Here is a 15,358-nt window from a genome sequence, read left to right on the forward strand (position 1 = left end):
TCGACCTCTGAGGTGCTCCACCGAAGGTTTAGTCAGCAGAACTTGTGTTGAAGCGGGCAGGGTGCCCTCGTAGCCTTCGCGCAAGATTAAGCAATCGCTATTCAAGTACTTCAAAACCAGTCCAGAGGTCATTCGTCTGGCGGTCATGCTGTACGTTCATTTCCCACTTTAGAGACGTGGAAGACCTATTGCATGAGCGTGGTATTGAGGTGAGCAACGAAACCATCCGCTATTTGTGAAACAGGATTGGCCCGATGTTTGCTGCTGAGATCAGACGGAAGCGTGTCTAGCAACTGCGCGCGTTCTCCCAATAGAAGTGGCACGTGGAAGAGGTTTTTGTGAAGGTGAATGGCAAGCGGCATTGTCTTTGGCGGGCTGTTGATCACGAAGGCGAGGTACTGGAAGCGATTGTCACCAAACGTCGAAACAAGCATGCGGCATTGAAATTCCTCAAGAAATTTATGAAGCGACACGGTAAAGCGGAAAACGTCGTCACGGATCGCTTCGCATCGTATCGGGCCGCTCTCAGAGAGCTTGGTGCAACCGAAAGACAGCAGACGAGCAGGTGGCTCAACGACCGCGTTGAGATCTCCCACCTGCCATTCCGACGAAGAGAATGCGCCATTCAACGTTTCAGGCGCATGCGAAGTTTGCAGAAATTCGCCTCCGTCCATTCCTCTGTCTACAACCAATTCAACCAGGAGAGATCTCTAACTAGCTGAGACACTTTCAAACTGACACGCTCCGGCGCTCTTTCCGAGTGGCGCGATCTTTGTGCCAAATAAAGGTCAGCTATGCTGGACTAGCTGAGACTGGTTCGAATTTGTCTAACAGCACCGCCATAAATATATGGCAAATCCGACCACCCTTTGACCACGCTAGAAACCGTCGATTTTGCGGTTTCCCAGAAAGTTTCTCACGTTCATGTTCAGTTCTTGTTCTGGTCCCGCTTAACCGGGCCTGCTTCGCGAGTCGCTTTTGACTGGCACTCTTCGAGTATTTTTGGACCATGGCCAGCCTTTTGTGACCTGTGATGGCCGAAATTTGGTGGTCAGTTCATCCCGCCTCTGCCAGTTCGCTTGCTGCGCTATATCGCAAGCCGTGAAGGCTGTAAGCGTCGAGGCCCAGCTTTTTGCGTTGCACGATCGTGGCCTTCTGAATTTGGTCGTAGTTCAGTTTACGACCATGTTAGTCGCAAAGGATGTAACGCAGGCTATTGGTCCGCAAAGTCCCGGAGTGTGAGAGTTCAGCCAGCGCAATGCTTTGCCAGTACAGCGAATGGCCGGTTTGTAGAAGTTTCACTGCGGCGTATGACGTCAACGTCAACGGCCAGAATGGGCCGGTATTCATCCAAGTGAAATGCGCCTGACCTCCGAATGTTGTACCGCCCACAAACGCCTGGGCCAGTTCAGTCATCCATCGGTGCTTGAGCAGGACAAAAATTGCTCATTTGACAACATGTATTTGCGACCCACATGCTGAAACGTGAAAATCGAGGTGGAACGACCAAAGGTAATTTCATGTTTAGATCATCAACCCGTCGTGAAGCAGAAAGTTTGTTAAGCGGACTTGCTCTTGGATTTTCTGCCGACCCATTCATGCGTTGGCTGTATCCTGAACCTGCCGATTTCCTTACCCACTTCCCGCGAGTAATGGACTTCTTTGGCGGGCGTGCATTTGAAAAGGGTAGCGCGTTTCAAAACGATGATTTCACTGCTGGCGCACTTTGGCTTCCGCCAAGCATTCACCCTGACGAAGAACGGCTTGTCGCCTGTTTTGAGCAGACGGTCTCACCAGAAAAGCATGATGCGTTGTTCGAAACCTTCGGGCAGATGGACAATTATCATCCCGATGAAGACTGCTGGCATTTAGCTTTTATTGCGGTCGATCCAATTCGCCAAGGAAAAGGGTTGGGGTCCGCGTTGCTTGAATGCTGCCTTAAACGTTGTGACGAAGATGGAAGACCTGCTTACTTGGAGTCGACAAACCCTACAAATCTATCGCTGTATAGGCGCTATGGTTTCCAAGAGATGGGTCTAATAAAAGCCGACCAAGCCCCCCACCCCTGTTTCCGATGTTTCGAGCCGCCCAATAGAGAGAGATCAAACGGCTGCATTGTCTGCGATCTGTGAGTTTGACAGGCTTCCTATCTCGCCGCTGCAACGAATGGCGGCAAAGAGGGCTGCGACCGCAGCAATTCGGTTGGCTACTGGATGTTGGCTGTGGCCCGGAACGTTAACTTAACTTGCCATAAAGACCCTGACAGCCTTATTAGGCCTGAAAACTCACACTTAGGATTAGAATTCCCGGGATGGACGGCCAAAAAATGCTGTGATCCTATGCTGACGCAGTTTATGAGCAATTAATGCGGTCAACTTCGCTTATTGTCATCTTTTTAGCGGCCATTGCAGCGAGCATTGGCCTTAATCTGGTGTCATACCAATACTTCCTTTCGGAGGAGCTTTCGAAAGCGCAGGGCCGACTTTCTCTCTATCAAAGTTCGGTTAACAGCGAACTCGAACGGTTTTCCCACTTCACATATGTGCTTTCACAAGACTCCTATGTCATTGGAACGGCCGAAGGTGACGGCACGGGAATATTAAACCGACGGCTCGAAGATTTTGCGGCGCGGGCGGGACTGGATGCGATCTACCTGATGGACGAGGACGGGATCACGATTTCCGCATCGAACTACCGCGACACTGAGAGCTTTGTTGGCCAAAACTACGCATTCCGCCCGTATTTCCAAACTGCCATTTCCGGTGAACAAGGCCGCTTCTATGCCATTGGGGCAACGACTGGCTTGCCGGGCTACTTCATTTCCAACGCGGTGCTTGACGATCACGGAGCTTCAACTGGAGTCATAGCTATCAAGATCGACTTCTCGGACCTTCAGGACAGTTGGAAAAATTCGGGCGAACAGGTTTTGTTGGCCAATGAGGACGGTGTTGTTCTTCTGTCCTCTAACTCTGATTGGCAATACCGCGTGCTGACGCCATTGTCGGAACAGCAACAAGAACGGATTCAAAACGCAAGACAATTTCCGGGGCAAGACTTAGATCCATTGGATTGGGCTGAGTTGCCGGGGGATCGGGCCAGAATTGCGGGGACGAAGCGGTTGCATCTTGCAGCAGCAAACTTACCGCATGGGTGGTCGCTTCACTATTTCGCAAGCGATGATCGGGCCGTCGCGCGAAGCTGGCTTGTGACCGCGCTTTTTGTCCTTTTGGCAGGGCTCGCATTCACTTTTTTTCAGGTACAACGTGCACGACGTGTAAGCGCGGCCTTGGCGCGGTCTGAACAAGAGGAATCGATGTTGCGCGAAGCGAATGAACGGCTCGCGATCGAAGTCGAAGACCGCAAGTCAGCCGAACGGCGCCTCAAACGCACCCAAGGCGAATTGGAGCGTGCAAGTAAACTGGCGGCCCTTGGACAACTCTCGGCGTCAGTAACACATGAACTGGGCCAACCAATCGCCGCCATGCGCAATCATTTGGTTGCGGCAGAGATCGGATCTCCGGTTGAAACCAAGCTATCGCGAAAAATCGGAAGCTTGGTTGACAGGATGGAAGGGATTACACGCCAATTGCGGTTCTTCGCGCGCTCAGAGAGCGAGGCTTTCGCCGACGTAAACCTGTGCGCTTCAGTTAATGCCGCGTTGGCTCTGGTTGCGCCAAACATCGAGCAGTGTAAGGTGGAAATCTCAGTTGATGCGCCGACCGGTCCGGTTTTTATCCGGGGCAGTGCACTGCGGATCGAACAAGTCATCACTAATCTTTTGCGCAATGCCATAGATGCTACGGATGAAGCGGATGCGCCTGAAATCCATATCGCTGTCACGGCTTCTGATGATGAGGTCGTGTTGGAAATTCAGGACAACGGTCACGGGTTGGGCGAGGCAACGCTGGCTGAGTTGCAAGAGCCATTTGTAACCACAAGAGAGAGCGGGCGAGGCATGGGCTTAGGACTGGCCATTTCCACCAGCATTGTCAAAGATCACGATGGCACAATGACGGCCCGAAATCGTGAGGGCGGCGGATCGGTATTCCGTGTCACCTTTCCGACGGCCTCAATTACTGAAGAAACGGACGAATGACCCAGCAGCAACCCTTCAAAGTTCTGGTCGTTGACGATGACAAATCGATGCGACAATCTCTTGTCGAGTTGCTCGAAGCCGCTGGCTGGACTGTCAGCGCCTTGCCGCGTGCAACCCAGGTGACGGAACATCTGGCCAAAGCATCAGCCGATGTCATTTTGTCCGATGTACGTATGCCCGGCATGTCGGGCCTTGAATTGCTGGCCAGCCTGGATAGGCATGTGGCGCCTCCAGTAGTTTTAATTTCGGCACATGGTGACATCCCGATGGCGGTTCAGGCCATACAGGACGGGGCGTATGGGTTTATCGAAAAGCCATATGAACCAAGGCGATTGCTTACGGTGCTGAGGCACGCGGCTGAACAAAACCGAATGCGAAAAAGCAATGCCCGCCTCAAAGACCGGCTGTTCAAACTGTCAGGCCTTGACCGCATCCTGCTGGGACAAACAGACGCCATTACAGACTTGCGACAAGATGTACTTGATCTTGCTGATACTTCGGTTGCGGTTTTGTTGCAGGGGGATACCGGCACCGGGAAAGAGCTGGTTGCCCATGCTTTACATGATTTGGGTCGCTCGCCGGAGGCACCGTTTCTGGCGTTGAATTGCGCCGCATTGTCTGCCGATACGTTTGAAGCGGAAATGTTCGGCGTCGCGGGTGAATCCGACGGAAGGCTTGTGGCGGCATCGGGCGGAACCTTGTTTCTGGACGAAATCTGCTCGTGCCCACCAGCGGCGCAAGCCAAGCTACTAAGGGTCATCGAAGATCAGCAGGTGCTGCCGGTGGGGGCTGTGTCGCCGGTGCCAGTAAGCTTCAGGGTCGTGTCAGCAACCAACGAAGACGTTGTACTGGCAGCCGAGGAAGGCCGCCTGCGTCAGGACCTTTTGTTTCGATTGAATACTGTTGTCTTATCCTTACATCCACTACGACAAAGACGGGATGATCTGGTTCTGTTGGCAACGCATTTCTTGAGCGAATACGCGCAGGTTTACGAGATAGACGCGCCAGAACTCGATCAGGACGATTTGGCCGCTCTGCTTGCACATGATTGGCCCGGCAATGTGCGTGAATTGCGCCATGTCTGCGAACGGTGCGTTTTGGCGGCTCGACGCGGAGGAGGGTCGGTGGCACAGGCTATACACAGCGATCAGCACTTCGACGAAGTGCCAGATACGCTGCGCGAAGCGGTTGCTGCTTTTGAGCGCGAGCTCATCGGCAAAGCCATCAAAGCGCACAAAGGCCGAATGGATGCCGCCGCCGAAGCGCTTGGGATCGGCCGCCGGACACTCAACGAAAAGATCGTCAAACTTGGTCTCGATAAAGAGGCGCTGTTGTAGGAGAAATCACTCTGCGGATATCCGCAGGGACTCCGAAACTTCACGCGCATTTTCCTTCATAGGCAGGCTGCTGCGCATCCTGAATACTCTGCCCAAACACATTGCGTGATCTGGGAGGAGCCATTATGCGCAAACATCTTAACCGGGCGGCCATCGCCGCCCTGTCGCTGACCGTTGCATCCGAAGCACTAGCTGTCGAATGGAACGTTTCCTTGTGGGGCAAGCGTCGTGCCTTTACCGAACACGTCGAGAAACTCGCCGAACTGGTGAACGAAAAGACGGGCGGCGAGTTCACGCTCAACATCAGCTATGGCGGCTTGTCGAAGAACAAAGAAAATCTCGATGGGATTTCGATTGGTGCGTTTGAAATGGCCCAGTTCTGCGCTGGCTACCACCGCGACAAGAACCCCTCGATCACCGTTCTGGAACTGCCGTTTCTGGGCGTGACATCGCTGGAACAGGAAATTGACCTGTCGAGGGCTGTCTATCAACACCCGGCAGTTGTCGAGGATTTGGCACGCTGGGACGCGACTCTGCTGATGCCGTCTCCGCTGCCGCAATACAACCTTGTTGGCGTCGGTGACGCGCCGAAATCCTTAACCGATTTCGAAGGTCTGAGTGTGCGCGCCACCGGCGGCATCGGTAAAGCGATGGAGACGGTTGGAGCAGTTCCGACCTCGATGTCTGCGTCCGAAGTGCGTCAGGCCATGGATAGCGGCATCGTCAAAGCTGTCAGCTTTGCACCACACGCACATATGTCCTTCGGCACCATTGAAAATGGCACGTGGTGGACGACGAACCTCAACCCCGGCACCGTCAACTGCCCAGTCGTGGTGAACTCGCTGGCGCTGGAAGACTTATCTGACGAACACCGCGAAGCTCTGCTGGGATCGGTGGAGGAGGCATTGGATCACTATGTGAGCCACTACCAGACCAAAACGATGGAAGCGTGGGGTCCTGAGCTGGATCAACGCGGCATCGAACGGGTCACTTTCAGCGATGAAGAAGTCGCGGCGTTTAAAGAAGCCGCTGCCGCCCCCGCGGCCGAGGCCTGGATTGCAGAAAACACCGAGCGTGGCCTGCCAGCACAAGAGCTTTATGACCTTGTGACTGGGAAGATCGCAAACGGCAGCTAATCCACTCACAACCCGGCGTCGGCCAAGCTGGCGTCGGGTGCCCTTTCCCCTGACAGCGGAGTACAACGATGGCCGGGTCATCCCAGGTGCTGTCTGACGACAGCCGTCTCAGCATTCTCGATCAACATCTCTACAAACTGGAGAGCTTTCTGGCCTTGATCAGCGGTCTTGCAGTTTTCTCGCTGATGGTCATGGCCGTAGTCTCCGTTGGTGGTCGGAATTTCGCCAATGCGCCACTTCCTGGTTACGTGGACTGGATCGAGCAGGCCATGCCGTTAATCGCTTTCATGGGAATTTCCTATGCGCAGCGTGATGGCGGTCATATCCGAATGGACATGGTTGTTGGAGCGCTTAGAGGCCGGACGCTCTATATCGTTGAGTTCATCACGACAGCTGTCATTCTGGCGCTGATCGTCTTGCTGATCTGGGGGAGCTGGGCGCATTTCGCACGTAGCTTTGACTTTGGTGCGCCACTCTGGAGCCGCGACAGCTCTATCGACATAGGTATCCCGTTGTGGCCCGCAAAGCTGTTGGCCCCCGTCGCCTTTAGCGTGCTTTGCCTAAGGCTTGCCCTACAGCTCTGGGCCTATGGGCGCGCGATCCGGCATCCCGATCAAGCACCTATTGCCGTCCCACTAATAGCCGATGCAGCCACTCAAGCTGCAATGGAAGCCGAGCACGTCTCGGGCCACGACAACTGAGGTTAAATCTTATGGAACCCATTGATATTGGCCTGATCGTCACGGGCGGTATGCTTGTTCTTGTGGTGCTGGGGATGCGCGTGGCCTTTGCCGCCGCGACAGCAGGCATGGTTGGTCTGATCTGGATCTTCTGGGCCAAGTTCGGGTATGATCCGGCGCGGTTCGGCAAGGCAGTGACTGTGGCTGTCAAAACAGCGGGGCAGGTGCCGCACTCCAAGATTTCAAGCCAAGCGTTGAGCCTTATCCCGACTTTCATCCTGATTGGCTACCTCGCCTATTACGCGGGCCTGACCAAAGCACTGTTCGAAGCCGCAAAGCGTTGGCTGGCATGGGTCCCCGGTGGGCTTGCGGTTTCGACCGTTTTCGCAACAGCTGGGTTTGCGGCGGTATCCGGGGCCTCGGTCGCCACATCCGCTGTGTTCGCCCGTATCGCCATCCCCGAGATGCTGAGGATCGGCTACGACAAGCGTTTTGCTGCAGGTGTCGTCGCTGCAGGCGGTACGCTTGCCTCGCTCATTCCGCCTTCGGCCATTCTGGTCATCTACGCGATTATCGTCGAGCAGGACGTGGGCAAACTGCTGTTGGCGGGATTCATCCCGGGCATGTTCTCGGCTGTGATCTATGGCTTGCTGATCATTGGCATGGCTGTTGTGATCAAAGACTTTGGTCCCGCAGTCTCAGGCTTTACATGGAAAGAGCGTTTCATGTCTCTTCCGCCCGCACTGCCTATCTTGTTTGTCGTCGTTACCATCATCTTCTTTGTCTACAACCCATTCGGAGGCGATGCTTGGGGCACGCCAACCGAGGGTGGCGCAATCGGTGCCTTCGTTGTCTTTCTGATGGCGCTATATCAGGGCATGCGCTGGTCCGAACTTAAAGACGCGTTGCTGGAGACGGCCAAGCTAAGCGTCATGATCTTTACCATCATCTGGGGCGTGTTAGTTTACGTCCGGTTCTTGGGTTTTGCTGAGCTGCCCATCGCGTTCTCCGACTGGATCGTCTCGCTCGAGATGTCGCCAATGCTGATCCTGATCTGCATCCTTCTGGCTTATGCCGTTCTGGGCATGTTCATGGATGCGATCGGAATGTTGTTGCTGACGTTGCCGGTTGTTTATCCCGCGGTCATGTCTCTGAACGGTGGCGAGGCCGTAAGTGCGGCCGACAGTACCTTCGGGATGTCCGGCCCGATGTGTGCAATCTGGTTCGGTATTCTGGTCGTAAAAATGGCGGAGTTCTGTCTAATTACGCCACCGATCGGATTGAACTGCTTTGTCGTCGCCGGCGTGCGCGATGACCTAAGCGTCCAAGATGTTTTCAAAGGGGTAACACCCTTCTTTCTGGCGGATGCAGCGACGATCGCAATGCTCGTTGCCTTCCCGGCGATCGTTCTTTGGTTGCCTGGACAGGTTTGAACGTTATGGGAATTGCTACAGGTCGAAACACGCTTGTTTTTGAAATCTACTGAACGTTCGAACATCATGACATAAGAAAAAATCTCGCGAGGCTTTTCAAATACGGCGACTGAGTCGTATGCGGACAGTCAATTTGAGTTGCCCTTTGGCTTTCGGAATTTTGATCCGACGAAGCATGAGTTGTCTGCGAATTTGAAAATGCAGATATTGGGCTAACGCGCAGCGAGATTTCGACTTGTTGTGCATTGAGCAAGTTTGGCCAGCCTCAGGTTTTGCACCCGCAGCGAACGGCAGGTTCGACGGGGCGCAGCGCAGCGACGATGTGATCAGTTGAAAGGCAGCAATTGGCTGTCCCCACGTCAGTTTTTGTGGGGCAGGGGGCTTTGCCGCAACGGCACCGAGGTCAGCATCGAGCCCTTTTTACCGAATGCTGCACGAGGTAATCGCTGACTAGACCAGATTAGTTTGCCGACGGAGGAGTTGCAGGCACAGTTTCCATGGTAGCCTCCACCGCTTCTGGCCAGCCGAAATTCGTTGTCCCATCCGGCAATCCCAAAATGCGGTCGAGCGTGAGAAACTGCATGTCGATTGCCGCCTGTAATTTCTCTGCGGCGTGATCGGCTGTGTCAGATCCCCGTACTTCAATCGCGCGCAACAGCGCGAGATCAATGAAGTTGCTTAGGAACAAAATGAGTTCTGCGGCGGTATCGACATCCGCAACGGTAAACGTGCCCTCATCACAGCCTTTCTGAATAATCCTGATCAGGACGGGCATGGCGCCAGTTCTGACCCTGCGCTTGAAGTGTTCAAGCAGAACTATGTTTTTGTCCTGATTCATGACCCTGAAAAATTCGACCTGACCTGGGTAGTCATGTTCGCGTAAGTAGTTAGCCCGCAGGTGGGTAAAGCTGTGCAACAGGTCAAGCGCAGAGGACATCTCATCAGAGGCAACAACAGCCATTTGCGACGTTACACCCTCTGCCATTCCGTCCAATACACCGAACAACAACTCGTCTTTAGATTTGAAGTGATGATAAAATCCGCCCTTCGAGACGCTCGCCATATCCAGCACATCTTGTATGGTGGTATCCTCGAAGCCTTTGGAAAAGAACAACATCTGCGCGCATCCCAGCAGCTGAGCACGCCGTTCTTCGGGCGGCATGTTCTTTCGCGTCGTAGAATTCATACACTTTCCCCTTGCAAACCGACCGGCGGTCTGTAAATGCAGACCCGTGGTCGGTTTGTACCTCGACTCGCCTGGCAGAGCAATGCAATTCGCCTGCCAACCCTAGTTTAACGATGCGTTTACGCAGCCTAATTCCGCAAGCGATAGTGCTTTGTGGACCCGGTTGAGTTGCGCTCACTATGCAGGATTGAATGCCATGATTGTTCTTGTCTGCGGGAATGTTTCACCACCCGAGTTGCGTCGAATGTCGCGCCTGACGGGTACTCGCGAATTGCTCGGGTTTCTGATCACAAATTGCCTGAAGCAGTGTGTGGCACTACGAGTGATAACCCCGACAAGCTCGAAGCAGAAGCCCCCAAAGCAACGCACAATTCAATCAGGATATGGAAAGGCTATGAAAAAACGCCACAAACCACAGGGTCCGGAGAACCCGGCATCTTTTGAAGTAAGTCGAAGTCGAAGGTTTTCTATACGACGCATTGCCAACTCAGTTCAGTTTGTACGTTCAGCGTTCGTCGCGCTCATCTGTGGTGCCGCTCTGAGTGGATGTGCCGCCAACATGGCGGCGACAGGCAGAGATGGCCCTGATCTGAGCGTCGTTAGCCAGGAGGCCACCCGGTTCAATGTTGAACGCCAGTTGGGCTCACCCGATGAATTGCAGCAACAAGCCAATGGAGACTGGGTGGCCGTCTATGATGTTGAGCCCAGGACAAAACCGAACCTTGCGCGAGCAGCAGGTCATGGAACATTGGATCTTTTTACCTTCGGGCTTTGGGAAGTTGTGGGTGGCCCGCTAGAGGTGGCACACGCGCGTCGGGTACTGGTCACTGCCCGATATGACCAATCAGGGAAACTGCTTCAAATGACCAGTAAACCCAAACCCATCTTCTAATCAAAGTTTTGGATCACGGCTGGACGGAAACCGGAAAGCGGTAATTCCAATACCCCCACTAACGGAAAATCACTCCCGCTGGCGCATCACGTATGGCCAGCGTTCAGATCGCCTTTCCACACAACCAAAAGAACGGACCTTTAAAATGAAGACTATCACGAAGATTGCGCTTGCTGCCATGATGCCGACTTTGTCCTTGGCAAATGAAAGCTGGACCGGCTTCAACGCCGGTTTGCAGCTATCCACAATCGATGTCTCCGAGGGCAACAACGACAACGGAAATGCGGCCCTCGGTCTCCATGCTGGTTATCTTCACGATTTTGACGGTTACATAATTGGTGGTGAACTTACTTATGACGCAGGTGCTGAGGGAAAGCCGAAAAAGTCGATACTGTACGCCTGAAGTTCAAAGGCGGGCATGTAATTGGCCGGACATACCTTTATGGCGTGATTGGTTACGCGAACATCGATGGCGGATCCACGAGCGAAGACGGCTATTCTGCTGGCTTTGGCGTGGCCTATCGTGCGACGGACAGGGTTCTGGTTGGTCTTGAATACCTACGAGACACATATGACACGCCGGGTGATGATATCACGGCTGAATCTGTCGCGCTTCGGGTGTCCTACAAGTTCTAGCTGTAGCCATTCGAGATTTCGAAAATGGCGGGGACTTCAAACGGTTCCCCACTATTTTACCACCTTCAAATTTCGACGAGGCGCCAGGTGACTAAAGTATCGACTCTAAAGAATGAACGGCTACACCTAGGACCAATTAAAGTGAAAGCTTGGCTCGGCTATCTTTCTTTTATGGTCTCGAAACGCCCAGCGTTTATGGGCGGTCCTGTTTTCCCGCGTTTGCCCAAACATGGGGAGCTGGCATTCCTGTCTAATCACATGCGTCGCGATGTTGGCCTCCCAGAATATCACGAGCGCGAGCCCAATCTCTACCTGAGGTATTGAGATCAGGTCGCAACGGAATTCGAGACGCCACCGCAATGCAATAATCCAATGGACAGCGAGCAATGTACTCATTCAAACTTCGACGCCTTCTCTTACTACTGACATTTTGTGTTGCCATCGTTGCTGGATGGTCTTTTGCCCAGGATCGACAAGAAGTTACCGTGACGCGCAGCGGTGAAGATGTTGCAGCCAAAAAGTGTTTCGGAAGTTTCGTTTCACAGGAAGTAGTTGTTCTTGGCGGAATTGAACAAACGATACTTATTCGCACTTGTGATTTGTCCCAACCGGTGCTGCTTTTTTTGCACGGAGGTCCGGGTGGTGCCGTGATGCCCTGGGTCGAATTGTTTCACACGCCCTTGCTGGAAGAGAGCTTTGTCGTTGTCCATTGGGATCAACGCGGAGCCGGAAGTTCATTCAACGAAGATCTCACGATAGAAGGCATCGCGCCATCCAAGTTGGTGGCGGATACACTTCAACTTACCAACCTCTTACGCGACCGCTTTGGGCAAGAAAAAATATTCCTGACCGGTCATTCCTGGGGCAGCGCGCTAGGTTTCATGACTATCGCAGAAAATAGTTCACCCTATCACGCATTCATCCCAACGTCAGAGCGTGTCGCGTGGGTAAGCAGTATGAACATGGGCTTTGAGTGGGCATTGGATCAGGCAGAAGTTCGCGGCGATGCTGAAACTCAGCGGAAACTCAAGGCGATTGAGCCGTTCGATGCACTTGATGAGGCAGATCTCACCGTTCAGCGTGAAGTTTTAGCAGACTACGGAGCCGGAGACTTTCATACCGAAGGGCTATGGGATCGCTATCTCTCCTATGTGCTAGAAGGGCGGAGCCCCTACTACACGGACGCACAGGTTAAGAACTATCTCCGCGGTCTTGAGCTATCGAGCACAGCAATTGAACAGCCCGAGATCGTTGGTGCATACGACCTCGTCACCTCGCACCCGGTCCTAGATCTACCGGTCCACTTCATAACTGGAGCAGAAGACCAGAACACCCCGGCAGATCTGGCACATGAGTATTACAAACACCTCAAGGCTCCAGCGAAGAGTTTTACCCGTATCGATGGCGCCGCCCATATGGTGATGTACGACCAACCCATTGCCTGGGCTGAAGCCCTGGTTCAAATAAGAAACCAGACGCCTACCAACTGACGAGCGGTACGGCGCGTCGTCATACAGTTCAATCAATCCTACCCCTCCCATTTTCGGAGAGGTGGATCAAGGAGTTGCAAAGATGGACATCGCTCGATTTTCCGAACGCCTGATGGGCATGAAGGACGAGGTTTGGCTGCGGCATGCGAACCCTTGGTCCGTCTGGCCCCTGTGTTGACACCCCTGCCGCTTATGGGCTTGGCAATCTGGAGCAGAGCATGGATTGATTTTTGGGCATGGCTTGCGGTCGGCGTCGTTCTTGTCTGGATATGGACCAACCCACGCGTTTTTTCGCGGCCGGAGACTTTCGACAGTTGGTCCGCGCACGGTGTTCTTGGCGAGCGTGTCTGGCTGCGGCACCGCGATAAGGTTGCGGCTCATCATAAACGCGCCGCAAATGCAGTTGCCTTCGCCAGTAGTATGGGTCTGGTGCCTTTTGCATACGGCCTTTGGGCGTTCGATCTGGGGTTCACTTGCCTCGGCATAGTTGTGATCTCAGGTGGCAAGATGTGGTTTGTGGACCGCATGGCCTGGGTTTGGAGCGACTTCGTGCGCGACGGTGGAACTCTAGATGATCTGACAGTTGGAAGTTGAGCTATGGCACCACACTTCCATCAATCGGAATGTTCTGAGCTTCTTGCATCATTCAAGGGTACGATGGGTGGCACGGCGAGGATCAGCCTCAACAGGCTTCACCCAAGAGAATATTCTAAACAATCAGGTTACACACATGATTATCGAAGTTCGCCGCTACACACTAAAACCCGGACGTCGCGAGGAGTTTATAGAGTTCTTTGAACAAGAGAACCGTGTTGCATTGCGAGACGCCGGGATGCTGGTCTTTGGCCCCCTGCGAGATTTGGACAATCCGGACAAAGTCCACTGGATGCGGGCATTCTCGTCGCTCGAGGAACGAGACAGGATCAAAGATAGTTTCTACAAGGGACCCGTATGGAACAAGCACATCGAGCCCTTGGTAATGCCCTTAATCGCCCACTTCGAGGCGGATGTAACCGAAACAACAAACGGGTTTGAGAATTTCGGCGGTGGCGTATCCCTTTAAATTCCGGGGCCCACAATCCGAAGGGCTGACAGAAGAGAACAAGACACGTTCCACAGCACCGATTGTAGCCACTGGCGGGTGCGCAGTGGGTGGCGATGATCCAAAACAGACCTTGATCGGACGGCAAACTAGCGACGCCAATACCCACCCAATTAACCGGAAGCGAAAAAGGCATTAGATCTCGAAAGTAAAGAGGGCTGCGACCGCAGCTTCTCGGCTGGCTGCTGAATGTCTGCTGTGGGCCGCCCTCGTGATCAGCTATTGGCGGGGCAGGGGGCTTTGCTGCAAGGGCACCGAGGTCAGCAGCGAGCTCAAAACGGAAAATTAGATTCCCCGGCTCTTCTCAGTCATCCGTGATATCGTTTTCAGGCTTGCGGTTGGTAAGCGGGGCACAATGGGGGAATGGGGAATGACAAGCGACATTACAGTTGTTGGACTGGGCGCAATGGGAACTGCTCTGGCAACCGCGCTCTTGGACTCCGGGCGTAATGTTACCGTCTGGAACCGCACGCAAGACAAAATAGAGCCCTTGGTGGAGCGGGGTGCGCGGGGTGCCGATGAATTGGATGAGGCCATTTCGGCAAGCCCTAGGACATTGATCTGCCTTCTCAACTACTCAACCACAAACGCTCTTTTTGATACTCCTCCAGTCTCAAAGGCTGCCGTCGGTAGCGACATTATTCAGCTTGGCACTTCGTCGCCGCAAGAATCTGAGGACAGTAAAAAGCAATTTAACAATTGGGGCGCAGGTTACCTTGACGGCACGATCATGTGTTGGCCAGGCGACATCGGAACGTCAACCGGCCGGATAGCGGTCGCAGGAGACGAAATCGCATTTTCTGATAGCAAAGCAGACCTTGACGTACTCGCCGGCGATTTACGCTACTTGGGTTCCAACGTCCGCTCGGCAGCGACATTGGAGCTTGCGTTTCTTTCGCGACTCCTTGGCATAATTTTTGGAAGTATACACGGATCGCTTGTCTGCGAAGCCGAGGGGTTACCTGTGTCTGAGTTCACGTCCATCCTTCCGCCTGGTGACAGGGCTATTCCTCTAACCGAAGCAATCCATGCAGGCTCTTTCGACGAGATTTCTGGCGGCGGCGCATCAGTTGATGTGGCAGCAGAGGCGGTCACCGGTTTGTACGATCACGCTGTTTCCATGGGTATCAACACTGAACTACCGACTGTAATGCGCAATTGGGTCAAACGTGCGCAGGACGCTGGCTTTGGAAAACAGGAAACAGCAGCAATTATCAAAGCGCTTCGTAAAAATTGAGGCGCCAATTGTCCGCTGCGTCCGCAGACTGTGAGTTACCGTTCTACAGGATTTCGCACGCGCGACGAACGGCAGCTATGCGGGTTGCGACTGCAGCATCGAGACAAGCCGATGGATGTCGGCTAAGGGCTGT

The 15,358-nt window shown here is 53.7% G+C and carries 15 protein-coding genes and 1 pseudogene; 14 read left to right on the plus strand and 2 right to left on the minus strand.

Annotation, left to right across the window (positions count from 1 at the left end; all coding sequences use genetic code 11):
* Window positions 1-85 precede the first annotated feature (85 nt).
* A pseudogene (locus tag AC2FD9_RS00190) lies at window positions 86-719 on the plus strand (IS6 family transposase); the annotation flags it as partial.
* Between the two features lie 469 nt (window positions 720-1,188).
* Here AC2FD9_RS00190 and AC2FD9_RS00195 read toward each other — a convergent pair.
* Window positions 1,189-1,416: a hypothetical protein gene (locus AC2FD9_RS00195; RefSeq protein ID WP_496699827.1), complete on the minus strand. Its 228-nt coding sequence runs from the start codon at window positions 1,414-1,416 to the stop codon at window positions 1,189-1,191.
* 59 nt (window positions 1,417-1,475) lie between these two features.
* Between AC2FD9_RS00195 and AC2FD9_RS00200 the strand changes: the two genes are divergently transcribed.
* The 6 genes from AC2FD9_RS00200 (at window position 1,476) to AC2FD9_RS00225 (ending at window position 8,682) form a co-directional block, all read left to right on the plus strand.
* Window positions 1,476-2,132, plus strand: a complete 657-nt coding sequence (locus AC2FD9_RS00200; protein ID WP_496834793.1) for a GNAT family N-acetyltransferase — start codon at window positions 1,476-1,478, stop codon at window positions 2,130-2,132.
* Window positions 2,133-2,365: 233 nt separating this feature from the next.
* Window positions 2,366-4,096 (plus strand): sensor histidine kinase, encoded by a 1,731-nt coding sequence (locus tag AC2FD9_RS00205; protein WP_496834794.1) that lies wholly within the window; start codon window positions 2,366-2,368, stop codon window positions 4,094-4,096.
* On the plus strand, window positions 4,093-5,433 hold the full coding sequence (locus AC2FD9_RS00210; RefSeq protein ID WP_496699830.1) for a sigma-54-dependent transcriptional regulator: 1,341 nt from the start codon (window positions 4,093-4,095) through the stop codon (window positions 5,431-5,433). The genes AC2FD9_RS00205 and AC2FD9_RS00210 overlap by 4 nt, the downstream gene beginning before the upstream one ends.
* Window positions 5,434-5,558: 125 nt before the next feature.
* The gene (dctP, locus tag AC2FD9_RS00215; RefSeq protein ID WP_496834795.1) at window positions 5,559-6,569 is read left to right on the plus strand and encodes a TRAP transporter substrate-binding protein DctP; all 1,011 of its coding nucleotides are present in this window, start codon (window positions 5,559-5,561) and stop codon (window positions 6,567-6,569) included.
* A gap of 68 nt (window positions 6,570-6,637) precedes the next feature.
* Complete coding sequence (locus AC2FD9_RS00220) at window positions 6,638-7,270, plus strand: TRAP transporter small permease (RefSeq protein WP_170716593.1); 633 nt, start codon at window positions 6,638-6,640, stop codon at window positions 7,268-7,270.
* Window positions 7,271-7,281: 11 nt separating this feature from the next.
* Window positions 7,282-8,682, plus strand: a complete 1,401-nt coding sequence (locus AC2FD9_RS00225) for a TRAP transporter large permease (RefSeq protein WP_496834796.1) — start codon at window positions 7,282-7,284, stop codon at window positions 8,680-8,682.
* A 460-nt stretch (window positions 8,683-9,142) separates the two neighbouring features.
* Here the strand turns inward: AC2FD9_RS00225 and AC2FD9_RS00230 are convergent, their stop codons facing one another.
* Window positions 9,143-9,868, minus strand: coding sequence for a TetR/AcrR family transcriptional regulator (locus AC2FD9_RS00230; RefSeq protein ID WP_496834797.1), 726 nt, complete (start codon window positions 9,866-9,868; stop codon window positions 9,143-9,145).
* Window positions 9,869-10,064: 196 nt separating this feature from the next.
* On the opposite strand from AC2FD9_RS00230, the gene AC2FD9_RS00235 reads away from it, so the two are divergent.
* From AC2FD9_RS00235 to AC2FD9_RS00265, 7 genes are all read left to right on the plus strand, one after another.
* Window positions 10,065-10,760 carry a hypothetical protein gene (locus AC2FD9_RS00235; RefSeq protein ID WP_496834798.1) on the plus strand — a complete coding sequence of 232 codons (696 nt, stop codon included), beginning with the start codon at window positions 10,065-10,067 and terminating at the stop codon, window positions 10,758-10,760.
* Between the two features lie 145 nt (window positions 10,761-10,905).
* A complete protein-coding gene (locus AC2FD9_RS00240) occupies window positions 10,906-11,163 on the plus strand; it encodes a hypothetical protein (protein ID WP_496834799.1) in 258 nt (85 codons plus the stop codon).
* A 44-nt stretch (window positions 11,164-11,207) separates the two neighbouring features.
* Window positions 11,208-11,396, plus strand: a complete 189-nt coding sequence (locus AC2FD9_RS00245; protein ID WP_496834800.1) for an outer membrane beta-barrel protein — start codon at window positions 11,208-11,210, stop codon at window positions 11,394-11,396.
* 386 nt (window positions 11,397-11,782) lie between these two features.
* Window positions 11,783-12,886: an alpha/beta fold hydrolase gene (locus tag AC2FD9_RS00250; protein WP_282168683.1), complete on the plus strand. Its 1,104-nt coding sequence runs from the start codon at window positions 11,783-11,785 to the stop codon at window positions 12,884-12,886.
* Window positions 12,887-13,057: 171 nt separating this feature from the next.
* A complete protein-coding gene (locus AC2FD9_RS00255) occupies window positions 13,058-13,480 on the plus strand; it encodes a DUF6653 family protein (RefSeq protein ID WP_496834801.1) in 423 nt (140 codons plus the stop codon).
* A 136-nt stretch (window positions 13,481-13,616) separates the two neighbouring features.
* Entirely contained in the window at window positions 13,617-13,949 is a 333-nt protein-coding gene (locus AC2FD9_RS00260; RefSeq protein ID WP_282168681.1) for an NIPSNAP family protein, read from the plus strand.
* Window positions 13,950-14,358: 409 nt separating this feature from the next.
* Window positions 14,359-15,225 (plus strand): NAD(P)-dependent oxidoreductase, encoded by an 867-nt coding sequence (locus tag AC2FD9_RS00265; RefSeq protein WP_496758085.1) that lies wholly within the window; start codon window positions 14,359-14,361, stop codon window positions 15,223-15,225.
* The last annotated feature ends 133 nt before the right edge of the window (window positions 15,226-15,358 follow it).

Source organism: Ruegeria sp. YTSC230 (assembly GCF_059609665.1).